The 21,783-nt window shown below is 71.8% G+C and carries 18 protein-coding genes; 8 read left to right on the top strand and 10 right to left on the bottom strand.

All coding sequences use genetic code 11. The features are described from left to right. Positions 1–80 precede the first annotated feature (80 nt). The 6 genes from ACIBG7_RS31135 (at position 81) to ACIBG7_RS31110 (ending at position 6,513) form a co-directional block, all read left to right on the top strand. Positions 81–839: a maleylpyruvate isomerase family mycothiol-dependent enzyme gene (locus ACIBG7_RS31135; RefSeq protein WP_397338501.1), complete on the top strand. Its 759-nt coding sequence runs from the start codon at positions 81–83 to the stop codon at positions 837–839. Between the two features lie 53 nt (positions 840–892). Then, positions 893–1,372 carry a GNAT family N-acetyltransferase gene (locus tag ACIBG7_RS31130; RefSeq protein ID WP_357919922.1) on the top strand — a complete coding sequence of 160 codons (480 nt, stop codon included), beginning with the start codon at positions 893–895 and terminating at the stop codon, positions 1,370–1,372. Positions 1,373–1,463: 91 nt separating this feature from the next. After that, positions 1,464–2,684 (top strand): M20/M25/M40 family metallo-hydrolase, encoded by a 1,221-nt coding sequence (locus ACIBG7_RS31125; RefSeq protein WP_397338500.1) that lies wholly within the window; start codon positions 1,464–1,466, stop codon positions 2,682–2,684. 13 nt (positions 2,685–2,697) lie between these two features. Next, a complete protein-coding gene (locus ACIBG7_RS31120) occupies positions 2,698–3,606 on the top strand; it encodes a GNAT family N-acetyltransferase (protein WP_357919916.1) in 909 nt (302 codons plus the stop codon). Continuing rightward, positions 3,603–4,712: an o-succinylbenzoate synthase gene (gene menC / locus ACIBG7_RS31115; RefSeq protein WP_397338499.1), complete on the top strand. Its 1,110-nt coding sequence runs from the start codon at positions 3,603–3,605 to the stop codon at positions 4,710–4,712. The genes ACIBG7_RS31120 and menC overlap by 4 nt, the downstream gene beginning before the upstream one ends. Positions 4,713–4,851: 139 nt before the next feature. Then, positions 4,852–6,513 carry a helix-turn-helix domain-containing protein gene (locus ACIBG7_RS31110; protein WP_357919910.1) on the top strand — a complete coding sequence of 554 codons (1,662 nt, stop codon included), beginning with the start codon at positions 4,852–4,854 and terminating at the stop codon, positions 6,511–6,513. On the opposite strand, the gene ACIBG7_RS31105 is transcribed toward ACIBG7_RS31110, so the two are convergent. The 7 genes from ACIBG7_RS31105 to ACIBG7_RS31075 all read right to left on the bottom strand — a co-directional run bounded on the left by ACIBG7_RS31105 (position 6,491) and on the right by ACIBG7_RS31075 (position 16,697). Then, entirely contained in the window at positions 6,491–8,503 is a 2,013-nt protein-coding gene (locus tag ACIBG7_RS31105) for a prolyl oligopeptidase family serine peptidase (protein WP_397338497.1), read from the bottom strand. The two genes, ACIBG7_RS31110 and ACIBG7_RS31105, sit on opposite strands and share 23 nt — an antisense overlap. Further along, on the bottom strand, positions 8,500–9,609 hold the full coding sequence (locus tag ACIBG7_RS31100) for an erythromycin esterase family protein (RefSeq protein ID WP_397338495.1): 1,110 nt from the start codon (positions 9,607–9,609) through the stop codon (positions 8,500–8,502). Before ACIBG7_RS31100 ends, ACIBG7_RS31105 begins: the two co-directional genes overlap by 4 nt. After that, positions 9,591–11,444 carry an ABC transporter substrate-binding protein gene (locus ACIBG7_RS31095; RefSeq protein WP_397338494.1) on the bottom strand — a complete coding sequence of 618 codons (1,854 nt, stop codon included), beginning with the start codon at positions 11,442–11,444 and terminating at the stop codon, positions 9,591–9,593. The genes ACIBG7_RS31100 and ACIBG7_RS31095 overlap by 19 nt, the downstream gene beginning before the upstream one ends. Continuing rightward, positions 11,441–12,289, bottom strand: a complete 849-nt coding sequence (locus ACIBG7_RS31090) for an ABC transporter permease (protein ID WP_397338493.1) — start codon at positions 12,287–12,289, stop codon at positions 11,441–11,443. Before ACIBG7_RS31090 ends, ACIBG7_RS31095 begins: the two co-directional genes overlap by 4 nt. After that, entirely contained in the window at positions 12,286–13,236 is a 951-nt protein-coding gene (locus tag ACIBG7_RS31085) for an ABC transporter permease (RefSeq protein ID WP_397338492.1), read from the bottom strand. The genes ACIBG7_RS31090 and ACIBG7_RS31085 overlap by 4 nt, the downstream gene beginning before the upstream one ends. Then, positions 13,233–15,212, bottom strand: coding sequence for a dipeptide ABC transporter ATP-binding protein (locus ACIBG7_RS31080; RefSeq protein ID WP_397338491.1), 1,980 nt, complete (start codon positions 15,210–15,212; stop codon positions 13,233–13,235). The genes ACIBG7_RS31085 and ACIBG7_RS31080 overlap by 4 nt, the downstream gene beginning before the upstream one ends. Before the next feature lie 75 nt (positions 15,213–15,287). Beyond that, the gene (locus ACIBG7_RS31075) at positions 15,288–16,697 is read right to left on the bottom strand and encodes a serine hydrolase (protein ID WP_397338490.1); all 1,410 of its coding nucleotides are present in this window, start codon (positions 16,695–16,697) and stop codon (positions 15,288–15,290) included. 192 nt (positions 16,698–16,889) lie between these two features. On the opposite strand from ACIBG7_RS31075, the gene ACIBG7_RS31070 reads away from it, so the two are divergent. Then, complete coding sequence (locus ACIBG7_RS31070) at positions 16,890–17,726, top strand: DUF2382 domain-containing protein (RefSeq protein WP_397338489.1); 837 nt, start codon at positions 16,890–16,892, stop codon at positions 17,724–17,726. Between the two features lie 1,067 nt (positions 17,727–18,793). On the opposite strand, the gene ACIBG7_RS31065 is transcribed toward ACIBG7_RS31070, so the two are convergent. After that, positions 18,794–19,108 (bottom strand): hypothetical protein, encoded by a 315-nt coding sequence (locus tag ACIBG7_RS31065; RefSeq protein WP_397338488.1) that lies wholly within the window; start codon positions 19,106–19,108, stop codon positions 18,794–18,796. Further along, positions 19,105–19,767 (bottom strand): peptide-methionine (S)-S-oxide reductase MsrA, encoded by a 663-nt coding sequence (gene msrA / locus ACIBG7_RS31060; protein ID WP_397338487.1) that lies wholly within the window; start codon positions 19,765–19,767, stop codon positions 19,105–19,107. The genes ACIBG7_RS31065 and msrA overlap by 4 nt, the downstream gene beginning before the upstream one ends. 100 nt (positions 19,768–19,867) lie before the next feature. On the opposite strand from msrA, the gene rarD reads away from it, so the two are divergent. Then, a complete protein-coding gene (gene rarD, locus ACIBG7_RS31055) occupies positions 19,868–20,818 on the top strand; it encodes an EamA family transporter RarD (RefSeq protein ID WP_357919866.1) in 951 nt (316 codons plus the stop codon). Here the strand turns inward: rarD and ACIBG7_RS31050 are convergent. Then, positions 20,794–21,783 carry a polyprenyl synthetase family protein gene (locus ACIBG7_RS31050; protein ID WP_357919864.1) on the bottom strand — a complete coding sequence of 330 codons (990 nt, stop codon included), beginning with the start codon at positions 21,781–21,783 and terminating at the stop codon, positions 20,794–20,796. The two genes, rarD and ACIBG7_RS31050, sit on opposite strands and share 25 nt — an antisense overlap.

Below are 21,783 nucleotides of genomic sequence, written 5' to 3'. Positions count from 1 at the left end.
ACCGGACGGACCCCCGCCACCCACCTGGTGGCCGTGGGTGGGTTTCGCGAACTGGTGTTCACCTGCTTGGATCTCGGGATATGGACTCATCCCGGCTGCTCACCTGCCTGAACGACGACTACGACCGCCTGCGGGCCGCCGTCACCGCCGCCGACCCGGCGGCGCGCGTGCCGTCCTGCCCCGACTGGACCGCGAACGACCTGACCGAGCACGTGGCCAAGGTCTACCTGCACAAGGCCGAGTGCATCCGCCTCCAGGCCTTCCCCGAGGAGTGGCCCGAGGGCGTCCTGGACGAGGCGGACCCGCTGGGCACCCTGGAGCGCACCCACGCCCGGCTCAGCGAGGAGTTCGCCGCGCATGCCCCCACCGACCCGGCGGCCACCTGGCACGAGCCCGACCAGACGGTGAGCTTCTGGATCCGCCGCATGGCCCAGGAGACCGTCATCCACCGCGTCGACGCCGAGCTCGTCGCCGGGCGGCCGCTCTCGCCGATCCCCGACGACCTCGCGCTCGACGGCATCGACGAGATCCTCAAGCTGTTCGTCGGCTACGGGAGCACCGTGTGGCAGGACGAGTTCGGCTCGCTGCTCCACGCCCCGGACGAGCGTCCGGTGCTCGTGACGGCGGGTGGCCGCGGCTGGGTGGTGACCGCGGTCGAGGGCCGCGTCGAGGTGGCCGACGCCGACCCCGCGACCCCGAGCGACGCCCGCGTGACCGGGGAGCCCCAGCCGCTGCTGCTGTGGCTCTGGAACCGTACGGACGACGCCGCGGTCCAGACCTCCGGCGACACCGTCCTGCTCAAGCAGTTCCAGGCCCTCCGGACCGCCGCCACCCAGTAACCCCGTCCGGCACGACATCACCCGGTACGGCAGGCGCTGGGATACTGCAAGCCGTGGACAAGAATGAGGCACGAAACGGTCAAGCGAACCGGGTGTTGCAGTGGCGGTTGCGACCGGCGCGGCACGAGGACGTGGAGGAGATCGCCGAACTCCGGGCGATCGTGCTCCGCGACGACCTCGAACGGCTGGGCCGGTTCGACGAGCACCGGGTGCGGCAGCGGCTCCGGGACACCTTCTCGGCCGAGCACACCTCGGTCATCGAGGTGGACGACTCCTTCGCCGGTTGTGTCACCGTCCGGCCGGAGGAGGACGGGTGCTGGCTGGAGCACTTCTACCTCGACCCCGACCTCCAGGGCCGCGGTCTGGGCACGGTCGTGTTGCGCACGCTGCTGCTCGGGATGGACGCCGAGGGCGTCCCGGTCCGGCTGAACGTCTTGCAGGGCAGCGCCGCCCTCCGCCTGTACGAACGCCACGGCTTCACCGTCGAGTCGGAGGACGAGATCGACGTCTACATGGTCCGTCACGCGGGCTGAGCGGGGCGTTCATCGGGGTGGCCCAACGGGGTGTGGGGATGTTGGCCGGGAGGACAGGTCCGGGGCCTGGGTGGTTCGCGATGCTGGGGCGGTGCGCGAACCAGGGGGACACGGGGGCCGGGCCGGCCTGCCGTACACGATGGTCAGGGATGTGGCGCGGCTGGTCGGCTGCGAGTCGCCGTCCGAGGATCTCGGGGCGGTGGCGCGGAGCGCGGAGGTGGTCGCGGAGGTCGGCGCGCGGTGGCTCGGGGGTGAGCCGGAGCGGATCGTGATCGACGGGTGCACCCATCTGCGGTGGCGGTTCGGGGGCGAGCCGCGGGTGCTGCTCCTGGGACACCACGACACGGTGTGGCCGGTGGGGACGCTGGCCAGGCGGCCGTTCGAGGTGCGGGACGGGGTCCTGCGCGGGCCGGGGTGCTTCGACATGAAGGCCGGGCTGGTCGTGGCGTTCCACGCGCTGGCCGGGCTGAGCGGTCTCGACGGGGTGACGGTGCTGGTCACCGGGGACGAGGAGCCGGGGTCGGCGACGTCGCGGGGGTTGATCGAGGACGAGGCCCGGGGGTGTACGGCGGCGCTGGTGCTGGAGGCGGCCGGCCCTGGCGGGGCGTTGAAGACGGCACGCAAGGGGGTGTCGCGGTACGAGGTGATCGTGCCGGACTCGCCGGGTGCGGCGGTGGAGCTGGCGCGGCTGGTGGTGGCGGTGGCCGGGCTGGGGGACGCGGCGGCGGGGACGACGGTGACGCCGACCCGGATGGAGGCCGGGCCGGGCGGGGCGCGGTTCGAGGTGGACGCGCGGGTGTGGGACCAGGCCGAGCAGGACCGGGTGCACGCTGCGATGACCGGGCTGCCGGGGGCCGAGGTGCGGGGTGGCCCGAATCGGCCGCCGCTGGCCGGGGCGGCGTCGCGGGAGTTGTTCGAGCGGGCGAGCCGGCTGGCCGATCGGCTCGGGGTCGGGCCGCTGGCCGAGGTCGCCGTCGGCGGGGCCTCGGACGGGAACTTCACCGCCGGGGTGGGCACGCCCACGCTCGACGGGCTGGGCGCGGTCGGCGGCGGAGCGCACGCGGAGGACGAGCACGTGCTGGTGGCCGAACTGCCCAGGCGAGCCCGGCTGCTCGCGGCCCTGGTCACCGACCTGCTGACCGACGCCCGGGCGGCCACACAGCCGGAAGAGCGCGCGGGACGGCCCAGCGAGCCAGCCAGCGGAGCCGAACCGGCCGGGCTGGCGGGAGAGGACAGGGCGGGTTGTTCGGATGGACGAACCGGGGTGGCCGGAGCGGTGCGCGTCGACCATCTACAGGGCTGGAGCGGCTGAAACCATGACCGCCGTGACCGATCTCATCCGCGACCGCCGCGAGTCAGGCCCCGTCGAGGCGGCCTACGCCGCGGCCGAGGCAGCCGCGCGCGCCGGGGGCGTGGACATCCGCCCGCTGGACAGCGTCGCCGAGCTGGAGGCCGTCCGCCGCCTGTACGAGCACATCTGGCGCACCGGCGCGAACAACCCGCCGGTGACCGCCGACCTGCTGGTGGCGATGGCCAAGGCGGGCAGCTACGTGAGCGGCGCGTTCGACGGGGGCGAGCTGGTTGGCGCCTGCTTCGGCTTCTTCTCCCCGCCCGCTCGGGAGGCGCTGCACAGTCACATCGCCGGGGTGCTGGCCCGGATGCAGGGGCGGAACGTCGGGTTCGCGCTGAAGCTGCACCAGCGGGCGTGGGCGATGTCGCGCGGGGTGGGCGAGGTGAGCTGGACCTACGACCCGCTGATCCGGCGCAACGCCTACTTCAACCTCGCCAAGCTGGCCGCCGAGCCGGCGGAGTACCTGCCGAACTTCTACGGGCCGATGGACGACGACATCAACCGGAGCGACGACACCGACCGGGTCCTGATCCGGTGGCGGCTGGAGACCCCGGAGGCGGTGGCCGCGTGCGCGGGGCGGCCCAAGGCGGTCTCGGTGCAGGCCGCGGCGGCGTTGCGGGTGGCGGCCGGCGGCGGGCCGGTGGTGGCCCGGGCCGACGAGCGCACGGTGCTCGTGGGGGTGCCGGCCGACATCGAGGCCATGCGGGAGACCGACCCCGGCTGCGCCGCCGAGTGGCGTACGGCGCTGCGGGAGGTGCTGGGCGGGCTGCTCGCCGAGGGCGCCCGCGTGCGCGGCTTCGACCGCACCGGCTGGTACGTCGTGGACCGAGACCCAACGAATCGAAATGACCACAGCCCGGCAGGCAGGGAGATGTCGCAGTGAAGCTGACCGGAGTAGAGCTCCGCACCATCCAGGTCCCCCTGGTCACCCCCTTCCGCACCTCGTTCGGCACGGAGACCGTACGCGAGGCCCTGGTGGTCCGCGCGGTGACGGACGAGGCCGAAGGCTGGGGCGAGTGCGGCGCGGGCACCGCGCCGCTGTACTCGGCGGAGTACACCCACGCCGCAGCCGACGTGCTGACCCGCCACCTGGTCCCCGCCCTGGCCGGCGTGGCCGGCGGGCTGGAGGCCCACCAGGTGGCCCCGGCGCTGGCGGAGTTCAAGGGCCACCGGATGGCGAAGGCCGCCCTGGAGACCGCCGTGCTGGACGCCGGACTGCGGGCCAGGGGCGTCAGCTTCGGCCAGGCGCTCGGCGCGGTCCGGGACCGGGTGCCCTGCGGGGTGTCGGTGGGGATCACCGGCACCCTCCCCGAACTGCTCGACACCGTCGGCGGCTACCTGGGCGACGGCTACCGGCGGATCAAGCTGAAGATCGAGCCCGGCTGGGACATCGAGCCGGTCCGCGCGGTCCGCGAGCGCTTCGGCGACATCCCGCTCCAGGTCGACGCCAACACCGCCTACAGCCGCGCCGACGCCCGGCACCTGGCCGGTCTCGACCCGTTCGGCCTGCTGCTGCTGGAGCAGCCGCTGGCCGAGGACGACCTGCTCGGGCACGCCGAACTGGCCCGGCAGCTCAGCACGCCGATCTGCCTGGACGAGTCGATCGTCTCGGCCCGCGCCGCCGCCGACGCGATCGCGATGGGCGCCTGCCAGGTGGTCAACATCAAGCCGGGCCGGGTGGGCGGGTACCTGGAGGCCAAGCGCATCCACGACGTCTGCGCGGCGCACGACGTGCCGGTCTGGTGCGGCGGCATGCTGGAGACCGGGCTGGGCCGGGCGGCCAACGTCGCGCTCGCCGCGCTGCCCGGTTTCACCCTGCCCGGCGACACCTCGGCCTCCGACCGCTACTACCGGACCGACCTGACCCCGCCGTTCCGGCTGGAGGACGGTCATCTCGCGGTGCCGACAGGTCCCGGGCTCGGCGTCTCCCCCATCGCCGAGGTCCTGGACGAGGTCACCACGGCCACCGCCTGGCTGCCCCTCCCCTGACCAGGTCCCGCCGGACGACCCTGACCTGGTCCCGCCGGAAGCCCCCTCCCTGACCTGGTCCCGCCGGACGAAGCGGGTAGCATCATTTCGTCATGCACAACGAACGACGACAGGTCCGGGCCGCGCTAGCTTCGGGCCTGTGCTTGTCCCGGTGACCAGCCTCCCGCGTGCCGGTCTGGCCCGTGTCCTGGAGGAACTCGGCTCCACGCTCCTCGATGTGGTGTGTGGCGATGTCGAGCGCGCCGGTGACATCGGCGGCGTCGTCATCCACGACCCGCTCGACGAGCCGGAGCTGCCGCCCCGCGCGGTGGTCCTGGGCGTCGGCCTGCACGACCCCGACGAGCTGGTCCGGGTGGTGACCCAGCTCGGCCGGCGCGGCGCCGTCGGGCTGGTGGTCCGCGCCCCGGTCGCCCCCGACGAGCGGCTGGCCGCCGCCGCCCGCGAGGCCGGGGTGACCGTCCTGGCCTTCGCGCGTGGCGCGTCGTGGACGCACCTGTCGGGGATGTTGCGCTCGCTGACCGCCGACAGCGGCCTGCACGACCCGGACGCGCACACCGTGGGCCGGATCCGCTCCGGCGACCTGTTCGCGGTGGCCAACGCCATCGCCGCGCTGCTCGACGCGCCGGTCACCATCGAGGACCGCAACTCGCGCCTGCTGGCCTTCTCCAGCCGCCAGGAGGAGGCCGACCCGTCCCGCGTCCAGACGATCCTGGGCCGCCAGGTGCCCGAGCACTACACCCGCATCCTGGAGGAGCGCGGCGTCTTCCAGGCGATCTACCGCAGCGACCGGCCGGTCTACGTCGCACCGCTGCCCGAGCCGGTGGACCCGACGTTGCCGCCCGAGCTGCCCCGGGCGGCCATCGCCGTACGCGCCGGGGACGAGATCCTCGGCACGATCTGGGTCGTCGTCCCCGAGCCGCTCAGCGACGAGCGCAGCGAGGCGCTCTACGAGGCGTCCAAGCTGGTCGCGATGCACATGGTGTGGCAGCGCGCCGACGAGGACATGGAGCGGCGGCTACGCGCCGAGCTGCTGAGCACCGCGCTGGAGAGCGGGCCCGGCTCGCTGGAGGCGGTGCGCCGGCTGGGGCTGAAGGACGAGCCCGCGGTCGTGCTCGCCCTCACCGTGGTCGGCTCGGGCGCGGAGAACCCGCTGCCCGCGCAGCTCGCCACCGAGCGCAAGCGGCTGGCCGACGCCTTCGGCATGCACCTGTCGGCCGTGCACCCCCGGGCCGCCGCGGCGCTGATCGGCGACGTCGCCTACGGCATCCTCCCGGCCCAGAACCGGCAGGACGCCGAGGAGCGCGCGGTCGTGGTGGCCGAGGAGTTCCTGACCCGGGTCGGCTCGCGGCTCCGGCCGCTGGTCGGCGTCGGACGGCTGGCCAGGGACAGCTCCGCGCTCGCCCGGTCCCGCTCGGGCGCCGAGCGGGCCCTGCGCGTGCTGCGTTCGGGTGTCGCGCCGCAGCAGGTGGCCCGCCTGGACGACGTGCACGTCGAGGCGCTGCTGATCGAGCTCGGCGACCTCGTCCCGCGCGGCGACATCCCCAGCGGGGCGGTCGCGCGGATCGTCGCCTACGACCGGGAGCACCAGACCAGCCTCATCGAGACGTTGCGCACCTGGCTCGACGCCTTCGGCGACGTGGCGGTAGCCTCGGCGTCGATGTACGTGCACCCCAACACCTTCCGGTACCGGCTGCGCCGCGCCGCCGAGGTCGGGCGGCTCGACCTCGGCGACCCGAACGCGCGGCTGTCGGCGATGCTGCAGCTTCGGCTGATGTCCCTCAGGTCCGAGCCGGAGGCGTGAGCCCGAGGGTCTTCGCCAGGAACGCCAGCCACTCCGCGTCCTGCGCCACCGCCACGTCGGGCCCGGTCGCCGCGCCGTGCCCGGCGTTCTCGAAGACGTGCACCAGGATCGGCGCCTCCCCCTGCTGGGCCGCCTGCAGCCGCGCGGCGAACTTGCGCGCGTGCCACGGCCGGCACCGCGGGTCGGCCGCCCCGGCCTGCAGGTAGACCGCGGGGAAGACACCCGGCCGGACGAGCTGGTACGGCGAGAGCCCCAGCAGGCGGCGTACCTCGTCCGGGTCGTCCGGGTCGGCCCACGCCTTGCGGATCACGAAGTCGAGGTAGGGGTCGCGGGTGCCTCCGATGAGGTCCAGCAGGGGCGCCCGGGGCAGCACGGCCCGCCACAGCTCCGGCCGCCGGGTGAGCGCGACGCCGCACATCAGGCCGCCGTCGGAGCCTCCGGTCAGCGCGAGCCGGGCCGGGGTCGTCACCCCTTCGGCGATGAGGTGCTCGGCGACCGCGACGAGGTCGGAGTCGCGCACGCCCTTGCGCTCGCGGTGCGCGGCCAGGTACCAGTCCCGGCCGAACTCGCCGCCGCCGCGCAGGTAGGCCTGCACCAGCACGCCGCCGGCGGCGACGAACGCGGCCAGGTCGGGCTGGTACTGCGGTAGCAGCGGCACGTTGGCCGCGCCGTACGCGGAGATCAGCACCGGCGCCGGCCCGCCGCCGGTCCGTCCCACCACGTGGTACGGCACAGCGACCCCGTCCGGCGCGAGCGCCTGCCCCTCCACCACGTCGGCGTCGAGCGTGACCGCCGGGGCGGCCAGCGTCTCCAGCTCCCCGCCCGGCCGATGCCGGTAGACCCCCCACGAGCTGGTCAGCGTGGAGAAGGCGAAGACGAAGTCGGCCACCGGCGCCCCGACGGCCAGCCCGGTGAGCGCGAAGAACGGCGCGGCCAGCGCGCCCCGCCCCGGCAACGGCACCTCGCCGACCACCGCGCCGGCCCGGTCGAGGATCCGGACCCGCGCGAAGGTCCGGTCGAACTCGCTCAGGTAGAGGTGCTCGCCCACCGGCGTGAGCGAGCGCAACACCGTCTCGCCCTCCGGGACGAGCTCGATCCACTGGCCGGGATCGCCGGGGTCGGCCGCGTCCAGCGGGATCGCGACCACCCGCCCGCGGGCCGCGCCCACGTCGGTCACCGCGACGTAGTGATCGCCGATCACGTGCCCGGCGACGGTCCCGGCGCAATCGGTGACGAAGGGCCGCCAGGGCGCGCCCGCCTCGGACAGGTCGCGCACGGCCACCGGGATCGGGCTGCCCACGCGGTGCGCCGCCACGGCCCACCGGCTGCCGGGCGTCATCTGGACCAGCGTGTACTCGCGCGAGCCGGCCGGCACCGGGATCTCCTCCAGCTTGGTCGGGCCGCCGAGCCGGTGGGTGAAGACCGCCTGCCGGAACTCCTCCGGCGTGCCGGTGAGCGCGAAGAAGGTGAAGCCGCTGCCGTCCGGCAGCCACGAGACGCCTCCGGCCCACGCGCTGTGCAGGACCTGCTCGGGCGCGCCGGGGAGCGGGTCGCCGGTGGCGACGTCGACCAGGCGGATGGTGTTGTGCTCGCTGCCGTCGGTGCACAGGCCGAGCGCCAGCACCCGGCCGTCCGGGCTGGGCGCCAGCCAGGAGACGTAGGCGCCTCCGGTGTCCAGGAGCGGGCGGCCATCACCGAACGGCTCGTCGGCGACCACGACCGAGGCCCCGGCCACCCGGAACCAGCGGCTCGCGGCGTGCTTCGGCAGCGCCGGCCGCGAACCGGCGTCGTAGGCGCGGATCAGGTCGCGGAAGGCCTCCGGGTCCTGGCCCTCGTAGATGACGGAGACGGCCAGCTCGGCCTGCCGCCGCTGCCAGCGGTGCACCTCCGGGCTCTCGTCCTCCAGCCACCGGTAGGGGTCGGCGGCGCGGACGCCGGCGACCTCCTCGAAGACCTCGACCGTGCGGGCGGGCGGGTAGAGCAGGGTCACGTCGGCTCCGATCCGGCGAGTTCCGCCCGGAGCCGCTCGAACGCTCCGGGAACGCGGGTGGCCTCGCGGACGTGCACGAGCGCGTCGAAGGCCGCGGGGAAGTCGTCGACCGGGTCGAGCCCGCCCGAGGCGAGGGTGCCGGCCACGCCGTCGAACAGCTCGGCGGGCGCGGTGCGCAGGTCGACCGCGGACACCGGCGCGCCGAGGCGGTCGAGCCGCGCCTCGATGCTGTCCGGCCTCGGCGTGCGGGCGCCGAGCGAGACGTCGCAGTCGAAGGGGCGCGGCGAGCGCTGGGTGAAGCGCACCTCGGGCCCCGAGCCGTAGGTCATGCCGACGACGGCCAGCTCGTCGCCGAGCGTCTCGGCCAGCAGGCCGCCCAGGGTCGGCCGGCCCAGGAAGGGCGTGCGCCGGACGTGCGAGTTGTGCGCGCTCACCACGACGCGCTCCTCGCGCTCCAGGATCCAGCGCACGGTCTCGGCCATGAACCGCTCCCTCGGGTACGGCCCGGCCGCCTCGGGGTCGAACTCGGCCTCGGCCACGAAGGCGTCCAGCGAGGCGGCGCACCGCCGTACGATCCCGTCCGGGTGGGCGGCCGCGCGCCCGGCCAGCTCGCGCAGCGCGTCCAGCAGCCCGGCCCGCTCGCCGGGCGGCAGGGCCGCGAAGCGGACCGCCGCCTCGGTGCGCCCGCCCAGGTCGCTGAGCCGCAGCAGCTCCTCGTCGCCCGGCATCCGGGCGAGGATCGCGCGGACCGCCGGGCCGGGCGAGGTGGACGAGCCCGGCAGGTCCATGCCGTAGAAGCCGACCTGCGCCTGCCGCATCCAGCTCAGGTGCCGCCACATCGGCTCGCACTCGCCGAAACGGTAGGTGATGCCCTCGCGGGCCACCGTCTCGACCTCGCCGGGCCCGCCGCGCACCCAGGCGTCCACGGCCAGCCCCTCGGGGAAGCCCGACTCCATCACGAACGCGGTGAAGCCGTACTCCTCGACGAGCGTGCGCAGCAGCTCCAGCCGGAGCTCGTAGAACTCGGTGACGTTGTGCGCGCCCTCGCCGACGGCCACCACGCGGGCGCCGCCGGCCAGGTCGCGGGCTAGCTGTGGAAGTACCATTGCTCGGGGCTGTAGAGGTAGCTGAGCAGGGCGTTGAACGACGACTGCGGCCCCGACAGGGTGTCCTTCACCACGACCAGCGTGTGCGGGGTGGGGAAGAAGAGCACCGGCAGGTCCTCGGCCAGCCGCGTCACCTCGGCCGACAACGTCTTCTCGTCCGCGCCGAAGGTCGACTCGTTGATCAGCTTGTCCACCTCGGCGTTGCGGTAGCTGCCCAGGTTGAAGCTGCCGTCGGCGTTGAATACGGTGTTGCTGCTCGGGTAGCCCGCGGCCAGGTAGAGCGGGCCGAAGTCCTGCATCGCCCACTCGTTCTTGGTGGCGGGGGCGAAGGTGTTGCCGTAGTTGGCGTACATGTAGTTCAGCGCCTTGGTCACGATCTTGACCTCGATGCCGAGCTTCTTGGCCGCCGAGGAGAACGCGACGTCCCGGGCGCCGACGTAGGCGGGGGTGTTCGCCGAGGCCAGGGTGAAGCTGATCTTCTGCCCCTTCTCGATGCCCGCGCCGCACTGCCCGGCTCCGGTCCCGGGGTTCTCGCAGGTGGTGACGCCGTTCGGCACGACCTTCCAGCCGTTGCCGGTCAGCAGCTTCTCGGCGGCGGCGGGGTCGTAGGGGTAGGGCGGGGTGTCGCCGAAAGCCGGCGGGTACGGCGAGCCGCTGCCGGCGGTGCTGTAGTTGGGCGAGCCCGCGCCGTTGTAGATGCCGCGGCTGGCGATGTAGCCGTTCTGGTCGATCAGCCGCTGCAGGGCCTGGCGGACGTACGGCTGGGCGATGACCTTGTCGAAGTTGTCGACGGTGTTGGCGAAGTTGATGGTCAGCGCGTCGAACCGGGCCGGGGCCGGGGCACCGTACACGCTGTAGCCCTTGGCCTTGAGCTCGTCGATCTGCGTGACGTAGCTGGAGTCGAGCGTGCCGACGGTCAGCGTCCCGGCCTTGAACTGGTTGAGCACCGCCGCCGCGGAGGTGAAGGCCTTGAAGTCGACCTGGTCCAGGCGCGAGTCGCCGGGTCCGCTGTAGTTCTCGTTGGGCACCAGCGAGAACGAGCCGGTCGTCGGGTCGAAGCTCTTGAGCTTGTACGGGCCGTTGACCACCTGCCAGAGCGGGTTGGTGGCGAAGGTGGACTGCTCGGCCGACTGCTCGGTGAGGTACTTGTAGATCGCCTTGGCGTTCTTCGGGTCCTTGAAGTCGAGGTGCTCGCCGCCGGTCTCGGCGATGTTCCACTCGGCCGAAGGCATGACGTAGAGCAGCGTGAGCATCGACAGCAGGTAGGACGGGTTGTAGGCCGTCTCCAGCTTCAGGGTGAGCGTGTCCGGGGCGGTGGCCTCGGCGCTGACGCCGTCGGGGAACTGGCCGGGGGTGTAGAAGCTCCAGTTGGCCGGGCTCTCCTTGAGCGCGGCCTTCAGCAGCGCCAGGGAGAAGACGACGTCATCGGCGGTGACCGGGGTGCCGGTGGACCACTTGTAGTCCTTCATCTTGATGGTCACGGTCTTGCGGTCCGGGCTGAAGGCCGGCGGCTCGGCCAGGCTGAGCTCCGCGTCGGCCACCTGGTCGCCCTCGCCGCTCGGCCGGTAGAGGGAGCGCCACATCTGCCCGCGCCCGATCACCGTGCCGTTGGCGGCGGCGGGCGGGTAGGGGTAGATGTAGTTCGGGCTCAGCCCGGGGGTCAGCGCCACGGTGATCGTGCCGCCGTCCTTGGGCGCCCCGGTCTGCTGCGGCGTGGCGGTGTAGCCGGTCGCGATCTGCTTCGGCTTGGGCGCACCCCCGCCGGCGCTGCACGCGGTGGCGAGCACGGCGACCGCGGCGGCCAGCGCCACCGATCGGCGCGGCATTCGGGTCATGACAGGCTCCCTGCGGATGAAGTGGAGTGGGTCGGCCGCCCGATGGCGTCCCGGAGGGCGTCGGCGAGCAGGTTGAGCGCCAGCACGGTGAGGATGATGCAGGCGCCCGCGGGATAGATCAGCCACCAGTAGTCGGCGGAGATGTAGGTGACGCCGCTGGCGAGCTGGCTGCCCCAGTCGGCGCTCGGGAAGGTCAGGCCGAAGCCCAGGAAGCCCAGGGCGGCGACGACGAGGATGGCGTCGGCGACCTGGAAGGTGATGTTGACGATGATCACGCCGAGCGCGTTCGGGATCAGGTGGGTGAGGATGATCCGGCGCCGGGAGGCGCCCATCACCTTCGCCGCCAGCACGAACTCCCGCACCCGCAGGGTGAGCACCTCGCCGCGCACCAGCCGGGCCGAGACCAGCCAGGAGAAGCCGCCGATGACCAGGCTCAGCGACACCGCGTCGGCGTGGAAGCGGGCCGACAGGATGAGCACGAAGAACAGGAACGGGATCGACAGCATGATGTCGACCAGCCGCATCATGAACCCGTCCACCACGCCCCCGGCCAGCCCGGCGATCGCCCCGTAGAGGGTGCCGATCGTGGTCGCGAACAGCGCGGCCATCAGGCCGATCTGCAACGAGACCTGGCCGCCGGCCATCAACCGGCCCAGCACGTCGAACCCGTTGGTGTCGGTGCCGAGCGGGAAGCCCTCGCCCGGCGGCAAGGCCGCGTTGACCAGGTCCACGTCGGTCTGGTTGGTCTGGTAGAGCAGCGGGCCGAGGAAGCAGAAGGCGACGATCAGCGCCAGGAGCAGGCCGCCGGCGACGCCGAGCGGGTGCTGCCGCAGGGAGGACCTCATGTGTTCAGCTCGATTCGGCGGTCGGCGGCCGCGACCATGACGTCGGCGAGGAAGTTGCCGGCCACGGTCAGGACGCCGCCGATGAGGGTGTAGGCCAGGAGCACCGGATAGTCCTCGCGCTGCAGGCTGTTGAGGAAGAGCAGGCCCAGGCCGGGATAGTTGAACAGGGACTCGACGATCAGGTTGCCGGCCAGCAGCGTCGGGATGAGCGTGCCGACCAGCATGATCAGCGGCAGGCAGGCGTTGCGCAGCAGGTGGCGGGTGAGGATCAGCCGTTCCGGCAGGCCCTTGGCGCGCGCGACCCGGATGTAGTCCTGGCCGAGCTGGTCCAGCGCGGCCGAGCGCTGGTACTGCGCGAAGATCGCGACGCTGGTGATGGCCAGCGTGATGACCGGCAGCGCCATCGCCTGCGGGTCGGTGAAGACCACCCAGGGCGAGTGCGACTGCGACGCCTCCGCCGGGAAGATCGGCACCGTCTGGCTGAAGACCGCGATGAGGATCAGCCCGAGCAGGAACGACGGCGTCGCGTAGAGCACGTACGACACCGCGGTCGCGACCCGGTCCACGACGCTGTTGCGCTTGACCGCCTGCAGGATGCCCAGCGGGACCGCGATCACCAGCGCGACCACCAGGCCGGCCAGCGACAGCATCGCGCTGCGGCCGGCGTTCTGCTGGAGCAGCGTGGCGACGTTCTCGTTCAGCTTGTAGGAGCGGCCGAGGTCGCCCTGGAAGAGCTGGCCCAGGTAGCTGACGTACTGCACGACCACGGGCCGGTCGAAGCCGTGCTCGTGGTTGAAGGCGGCGATCGCCTCGGGCGAGGCGCGCTGGCCCAGCACCACGCGGCCCGGGCTCTCCGACACCAGGTGCAGCAGCAGGAAGACGACCGCGGTGATGCCGAGCAGGACGAGCAGCGAGATCGCCAGCCGCCGGAGGACGTACCAGGTCATGCGAGCGAGTCCTCTCGGCGCAGGGGGTGGTGGCAGGCGACCTGGTGAGTGCCGGCGAGCGGCTTCATCGGGGGTTCCACCTGGGCGCACAGCTCGGTCGCCAGGGCGCAGCGGGTGCGGAAGCGGCAGCCGCTGGGCGGGTCGATGGGGCTGGGCAGCTCGCCTCGCACCCTGGCGGCGCCTGCCGTACCGGCTTGGGGGATGGCGGCCAGGAGGCCGGCAGTGTAGGGGTGGGCGGCGGCGCCGTACACCTCGTCGGTGCTGCCGGTCTCGACCAGCTTGCCCAGGTACATGACGCCGACGCGGTCGGCGAGGTACCTGACGACGGCGAGGTCGTGCGAGATCACCACGCTGCTCAGGCCGCGCTCGATCTGCAGCCGGCGCATCAGGTTGAGGACCTGCGAGCGGATGGAGACGTCCAGCGCGCTGACCGGCTCGTCGGCGACCAGCACCGTCGGGTTCAGGGCGAGCGCCCGGGCCAGGCCGACGCGCTGGCGCTGGCCGCCGGACAGCTCGTAGGGGTAGCGGTCCAGGACCGCGGCCGGCAGGCCCACGTCCGCCAGCAGCTCGTGGGCGCGCTCGGTGCGCTGCGCGCGGTTGCCGATCCCCTGGATCGCGAGCGGCTCGCGCAGGATCGTGCCGATCCGCATCCGCGGGTCGAGCGAGGCGTTGGAGTCCTGGAACATCATCTGCAGGTCGGTACGGCGGAGCCGCTTCGTGCCCGGCGTGACGGGTTCGCCGTCGAAGACCACCTGGCCGGAGGTCGGCCGGTCGAGGGCGACGAGCATCCGGCCCAGCGAGGACTTGCCGCAGCCCGACTCCCCCACCAGCCCGAAGGTCTCGCCGGGCGCCACCTCGAAGCTGACCCCGGACACCGCCTTGACCGTGCGGCGCCCACCGGCCGGGTACTCCCGGACGAGGTCGACCACCCGCAACCGCGGCGCGGCGTCCTCGGTCTTCGCTGCGGGGACGGGGAAGGACGAGCGGGCCCGCACGGTGGGCCCCGAGGCGGGGTGCCAGCACGCGTGCGCGTGCCCGTCCTCGGCCACGGTGAGCGGGGGCTGCTCGGTCCGGCACTGCTCGGTCGCCGCCTCGCAACGCGCCGCGAACGGGCACCCGGCCTGCGCCACCGTCAGGTCCGGCGGCGCTCCGGGGATGCTGAAGAGCTCCTCGCCCCGGTCCTGGGTGAGCGACGGGATCGAGGCGAGCAACGCGTGCGTGTAGCGGTGCCGCGTGCGGTCGAAGAGCGCGGCCGTCGGCCCCGTCTCGGCCAGCCGCCCGCCGTACATCACCCCGACCCGATCCGCATGCCGGGCGATCACCCCCATGTCATGCGTGACCAGGATCATCGACATGCCCAGCCGAGACCGGAGGTCGTCGAGCAGCTCCAGGATCTCGGCTTGGATCGTGACATCCAGGGCCGTGGTCGGCTCGTCGGCGATGACCACGCTCGGCTCGCAGACCAGCGCCATGGCGATCATCACGCGCTGCCGCATGCCGCCGGAGAGCTGGTGCGGGTAGTCGTCCAGGCGCTCGGCCGGGCGCGGCAGCCCGACCAGGGCGAGCATCTCCTCCGCGCGGGCGCGGGCGGCCCGCCTCGACTCGCCCCGGTGCAGCCGGACCGGCTCGGCGACCTGGTCGCCGATGCGCCGGGTGGGGTTCAGGGCGGTCATCGAGTCCTGGAAGATCATCGCGATCTCGTTGCCGCGGACGCCCCGGTACTGCGCGGCCGGCAGGCCGACGAGCTCGCGGTCGCGGAAGTGGATCGAACCGCCGGTCACCCGGCCGCCCGGAGGCAGCATGCCCATGATCGCCAGGCCGGTCATGGACTTGCCGGACCCGGTCTCACCGACGATGCCGAGCGTCTCGCCGCGGTTCAGGACCAGGTTGACGTCCGAGACCGGACGGACGACCCGGTCCCCGCGGCGGATCTCGACCGACAGGTCGCGGATCGTCAGCACACGGTCGGTGCTCACGGCAGTACGTTCCAAATCCACCCGACGATATTGGGATGGGATGGTCTGGTGGTGTTCGTCGCGTCCATCGAACCTTCAGTCCCGCGCTTGTCCGTGCGGACGAACTGATCGCCGGTCGGCTCGGCCGGTGTGCAGGTAGAGCGCGCGGCCCTCGCCGTCGTCGCCCAGGAAGGCGACCGGCGCGTGGGCGCCGCCCTCCGGCTCCAGCGGGATCAGCGAGTCACCACGCCAGGCGACCAGCTCGGAGCGGTAGGGCACCTCGTCCAGCTCGGCGGTCACGCCCAGCGGGACGCGGTCCAGCCACACCCGTCCCTCCCCGTCCACGCTGACGGTGGTGCGACCGGTGCTCGACTCATACACCCCTGCGTAGCGCTCGGGTCTGGTCGGCCGGGCCTGGGGGTCTGGAACCGGGGCTTCGGGAAGGTCATGGAACCGCCCGAATATTTCCCGAAATATCAGCTTAGGTGAGCCGCCATTGGTGAGCACCACCAGCACCAGATCCAGCTCAGGCACCACCCGCAGGAACGCCGACTGCCCGATGGTGTTCCCGTCATGCCCGAACACCGCCCTGTCGGCGCTGCTCTCGAACAGCTCCCAGCCCAGCCCCCAGGCCTCCCCCTGCCAGAGATCCGGCTGCCGGACCTGAACCTCCCGCATCGCCTCGACCCCGGCCCGGCTCAGAACCCGAGCGCCGTCAGCCGCGACGCCACCCGCCAGATGCATCCGCCCGAACGCCAGCAGATCCCGCGCCCGCATCGCCAGCATCGACCCCGCCGGCGCGTTCGACCTCGCCAGCGCCCACACCGGCGTCGGCTCCCCCGCGATGTGCCCCACCGCCACCCGATGCAGCACCGCCTCGTAGGGATCGTTCGCCGCGTGCGTCATCCCCAGCGGCCCGAACAGGTGCTCCCGCAGGCACTCGTCGAACGGCCGGCCCCGCACGCTCTCCACCAGCCGCCCGAGCACGCAGAACCCCGCGTTGTTGTAGGAGAACATCTCCCCCGGCCCGAACACCTGCGGCACCTCGTCCAGCAACGCCACGAACTTCGCCAGGCAGTCGTCCCCCTTGCCGGTGTCGGTGAAGATGTCCCCCTCGAACCCCGCGACGTGGCACAACAACTGCCGGACGGTGCCCTCCCGCCCGAACTCCGGCACGTACCGGCCCGCCGGGGCGTCCAGCTCGACCTTGCCCTCGTCGACGAACTGCATCACCAGCGTCGCCGTCAGCACCTTGGTGACCGACCCGATCTGGAAGATCGAGTCCGTCGTCACCCCCACCCCGGTGGTACGGCTCAGCAACCCGGCCGCGGCCTCCACCACCTCGTCCCCGATGCCGATCGCCACCACCGCCCCGGGCACGTCATGCTCGCCCAGCAACTCCGGCAACCGCCGCTTCAGCCACTCGCCAACCTCGCCCAGCGCCGCCACCCGCACCCCTCCCAGGTCGTCCGGCGCCCCTGAGCCCCGGATTTTCCGGTCGAGCATAGAACTGGGCGGAACATGCCCGTTCGTCCGCTCCGACCAGCCGCACCCGAGGTATTCGTGACGTAGACCAGCCCCGGTCCATGTTTTCCGCCGGTCTGTAGCTCGAAGTTCAGGTTTGGTCATGCATTGGGTATCTCGCGATACCTCCCGGCCACGGCGGGCATCTGTGCAGGTGACCAAGGGGGGATAACCGTGATTAGCCACACGCAGATCGACAACCTGATCGGTATGACGGTCTACGACGCCAACGGTGACCGGGTCGGCGAGGTACAGAATCTCTACCTCGACGACGAATCCGGGCGCCCGGAGTGGATGACCGTCAAGACCGGCTGGTTCGGCATGCACGAGTCCTTCGTGCCACTGAGCGCCGCCACCCGGGTCGAGGACCGGGTGCAGGTCGACTTCGACAAGTCGCGCATCAAGGACGCGCCGCGCGTGGACGCCGCCGGTGGCCAGCACCTGTCCGCAGAGGAGGAGCGCGAGCTCTACCGCTACTACGGCGTCAACTCCGGCACCGGCACCAGCACGACCGGCCGGACCGGCATCCCCGGCCAGGGCGGCCGCGACGGCGTGGACATGTCCCGCCGCGGCACCGCCGCCGCCGCGGCCTCCATCCCGACGCAGGGCTCCACCACCGACGACACCGGCGACCTGACCCTGTCCGAGGAGCGCCTGCGCGTCGGCACCGAGAGCTACGAGACCGGCCGGGTCCGCCTGCGCAAGTACGTCGTCACCGAGCAGCAGCAGGTCACCGTTCCCGTCACCCACGAAGAGGTGCGCGTCGAGCGTGAGCCCATCGCCGACGGCGCCCGCGGCGACGTCGACTTCACCGAAGCCGAGCGCGAGGTGACCCTGCACGCCGAACGCCCCGTCGTCGACACCGAGGCCGTCCCCGTCGAACGGGTCCGCCTGGTGAAGGAGAACGTCACCGAGCAGGAAACCGTCTCGGGCCAGGTGCGCAAGGAGCGCCTGGAGACCGACGGCGCCCTCGACACCTCGGACGACGACATCGACCCGCGCTCCTCCTGATCGATCGGGAGGGCCCCAACTGCACGCCCGGCCCGCCCGGGCGTGCAGTCACGTCCGAGATAGGTTGGATCCTCCCGCCGAGGAACCCACCGTCTTCCTACACGTCGCCCGGATTGAGGACGACCGATGGGGCCGCGCACCCGCCCTGATCTACCACGGAGACGGCCTCCCCATCCGCCCACGCCCCCTGGATGACGGTCAGCTTTCTGTCCACGCCATGCATCCGCTCTCGGCCTTCACTACGAATGAAGCACTATGCCGCCGACCCAGCGAGAGATCATGGCCGCCTTCCCAGATTGGGAGATCATGGATGCGGCCGGAGGCGGTTGGTATGCGCTCCGCCGGATCCCCCTTCCTCAGCAGAACGGCCTTTCCAACGTCGTCTGCAGCCGCACCCTGGAGGGCCTCCGCAAGAGCCTGGAGTCCGAGGAATGCCAGCCCGAACCCTCAGCTCGCTGAGGTGCGCCTAAACCGGTCAGTCGCTGGACGTCAGCCCGACCGGCCGGGGTTCTTGTACAAGTACTGCTAGCGCGTGGAACTCGACTCTCCGCACCAACTCACGTGAGAAGGGTTATAGGTCCATTGTCCGCCCGTCTCTTACGCTCGCATTTCCGCAATATCAGGCGGGATGAGCACGGGGTGCAGGACCAGCACCGCCTCAACCGGGAGACGGCGGAACGGCACAGATGGACGGTCGTCCACAAGGAAAGCCGTCCTGTAGAACGCCCACGCAGGCATGCGCCTCTGCCACCACGTCAGCAGTCCCGCCGCCCTCGGGCGGGCTGGCTCCCAGACGGAGAACAACACCAGCTCGCCCCGTCATCGAGAGCTGGAGAGAACAGATGCTGGGTGATCAGATTGACACGACGGATGAACGCCCATAGTCGTTCGCATGTTGCCCGCACAGCCAAGATGCACGCTCATCTCTCCGCGTGGGCGGTGCTGGCCGCGACCGGCCCTCAGGCCTCAGCGCGGCCTGCGACGGCCCGAGGAGCGGCGGGCCGCCGCAGGCGGCACGCTCTTGACCTTGTAGTGAAGATTGTCGCCGCAACTACTTGCGGCCAGAACTATCCTGGGGCATCGCTGATGACCAGCTCGCCGATTCGGACCAACCGGGCGACGTACGTTCGGCCTTCGCGACGTCGTAGGCGCGGAAGGAGCGCCCGCAAATCACGAGCGGACTCCTTCACAACTCGAAGCTGATCAGCGTCCAACACGCCTCTCTGGCTTCCGACATAGCCGGCCAGAGGGCCTGCCATGCAGAAGTCCAGATACGCGACCGGCTGCTCGTAGATGTCCACGCCGCGCAGGTCGTCGGGGAACGGCACGCCCATGTGCTCCGCCCAGAGCACACAGACCTCGTCGAAGACCGTCTTGTTCACTCACCAGCAGGCGCGACGCCCACGGGGCAAGCGACCCCGGTCCCCCCGATCCCGCAGTAGCCGCCGGGGTTCTTGTACAAGTACTGCTGGTGATACTCCTCGGCATAGAAGAACGGCCCCGCCGGCGCGATCTCCGTGGTGATCTCCCCATACCCCGCCCCCTTGAGCACAGCCTGGTAGGCGTCACGGGAGGCCAGAGCGGACTTCTCCTGCTCGGGTGAGTGGTAGTAGATCGCCGAGCGGTACTGGGTGCCGACGTCGTTGCCCTGGCGCATGCCCTGGGTGGGGTCGTGGGCCTCCCAGAAGACGCGCAGGAGCTCCTCGTACGACACCTTGGCCGGGTCGAAGACGACGCGGACGGCCTCGGTGTGGCCGGTGAGGCCGCTGCAGACCTCTTCGTAGGTGGGGTTGGCGGTGTAGCCGCCCTGATAGCCCACCGCGGTGGTGACGACGCCCGGCGTCTGCCAGAACTTGCGTTCGGCGCCCCAGAAACAGCCCAGGCCGAAGTCGGCGATCTCCAGCCCGTCGGGGTACGGCGGTGCCAGCGGAGCGTCGAGGACAGCGTGGCGCGCGGGGACGGGGATGGGGATGTCCCGCCCGGGAAGCGCGTCGGAAGGAGCGACCATCGAGGTCTTGTGCGTACCGAAAAGCCAGCCCATACCGTCCAGCCTACGTCAACCCCACACTGAAGCTGCGCTTAAGTGTCCGCATACCAAGACTTATTTGTATTTAAGCACGTAAGGCGCAAAAATTGACTACATGCCTGACTCTCGCCGTGGTGTGCTCTATGGGGTGGCCGCCTACGCCATGTGGGGCCTCTTCCCGCTGTACTGGCCCCTGCTGAAGCCGTCCGAGCCGGTCGAGATCCTGGCCCACCGCATGGCGTGGTCCCTGGTCGCCGTCGTAGCGATCCTGGCGATCCGCCGGCACTGGTCGTGGTTCCGCGTCCTGGTCAAGCAGCCCAGGACGATGGGGCTGCTCGCCCTCGCCGCGGTGCTCGTGTCGCTCAACTGGGGCACCTACATCTTCGCCGTCAACAGCGGCCAGGTGGTCGAGAGCGCCCTCGGCTACTTCATCAACCCGCTGGTCAGCGTGCTGTTCGGCGTCGCCGTACTCAAGGAACGCCTGCGCACCCTGCAGTGGGTCGCGGTCGGGTTCGGGACGCTGGCCGTCGTGGTGCTCGCGCTCGGGTACGGCAGGCTGCCCTGGATCGCGCTCACCCTGGCCTTCAGCTTCGGCCTCTACGGCCTGGTGAAGAAGAAGGCGAACGTGGGCGCGGCCGAGAGCCTCACCGTGGAGACCCTCGTGCTCCTCGCGCCCGCGCTCGCCTACCTGGTCTACCTGGAGGCCAACGGCACGGCCACCTTCGGCCACACCACGCCCGGCCACGCCCTGCTGCTGGCGGGGGCCGGACTGATCACCGCGGTGCCGCTGCTGTGCTTCACCTCGGCCGCGATCCGGGTCCCGCTCAGCACGATCGGGCTGCTCCAGTACATCGCGCCGGTCCTGCAGTTCCTGTGCGGCGTGCTGATCGCCAAGGAGACCATGCCGCCCAGCCGCTGGATCGGGTTCGCCATCGTCTGGGCAGCCCTGGCCGTCTTCACCTACGACTCCCTGCGGGAGGCCCACCGCAACGAGAAGGCCCGCCAGGCCGTCCTCGCCGCGGCGGCGACGCGGGAGGCCGGTCAGCCCGAGCGTTCCACCACGTAGTCGCACAGGGCCAGGAAGGCGGCGCGAGCCGGGATGTCCGGCAGGGTGGCCAGGTCGCCCCGAGCCCGGTCGACCCAGGCGTGCAGGTCGGCACGGGCCTGCCGCATGCCCTCGGACGAGCGCAGCAGGTCGAGCGCCTCGTCGAGGTCCTCCTCGGCGACCGGCCCGGCCAGCAGCTCGGACAGCCGGGCGGACTCCCCGGAGCGCAGCGCGTAGAGCATCGGCAGGGTCTGGATGCCCTCCCGCAGGTCGGTGCCCGGGGTCTTGCCCGACTCGGTCGACGTGGACGCCACGTCGAGCAGGTCGTCCCCGAGCTGCCAGGCGACGCCGATGGCCTCGCAGGCCCGGCTGATGCGGTCCTCGATCTCGGAGGAGGCCCCGGACAGCAGGGCGCCGAAGCGGCCGGAGGCCGCGATCAGGGAGCCGGTCTTGTCGGCCAGAACGCGGATGTGGTGCGCGATGCGGTCTTCACCGGGCCGCGGCCCGATGGTCTCGCGGATCTGGCCCTGAACCAGGCGGGAGAAGGTCTGCGCCTGGATGCGGATGAGCTCGGGGCCCAGATCGGCCAGGATGTCGGAGGCCTGGGCGAAGAGGTAGTCGCCGGTGAGGATGGCGACGGTGTTGCCGTAACGCGAGTTCGCCGACTCCGAGCCCCGGCGCACGAGCGCCTCGTCCATGACGTCGTCGTGGTAGAGCGAACCGAGGTGGGTCAGCTCGATGACCACGGCGCCGGGCACGATCCCCGGCGCCGACGGGTCACCGAACTGGGCGGCGAGCAGCACCATCATGGTGCGGAACCGCTTGCCGCCGGCCTCGATGAGGTGCTTGGAGGCCTCGGTGACGAAGGCGTCCTCCGTCTCGACGGACGAACGGAGCAGCTTCTCGACCGAGGCCATCCCGGTGGCCAGATCCTGCGCCAACCTCTCGTCGACGATCGGAAGGTCAACAACGGGTGGCGCAGCCAT

It is taken from the genome of Nonomuraea sp. NPDC050328 (genome assembly GCF_044459405.1).
Taxonomy (GTDB): domain Bacteria; phylum Actinomycetota; class Actinomycetes; order Streptosporangiales; family Streptosporangiaceae; genus Nonomuraea.
The sequence above is the reverse complement of the archived record's forward strand: the minus strand, read 5'-3'. Positions and strand labels throughout refer to the sequence as shown.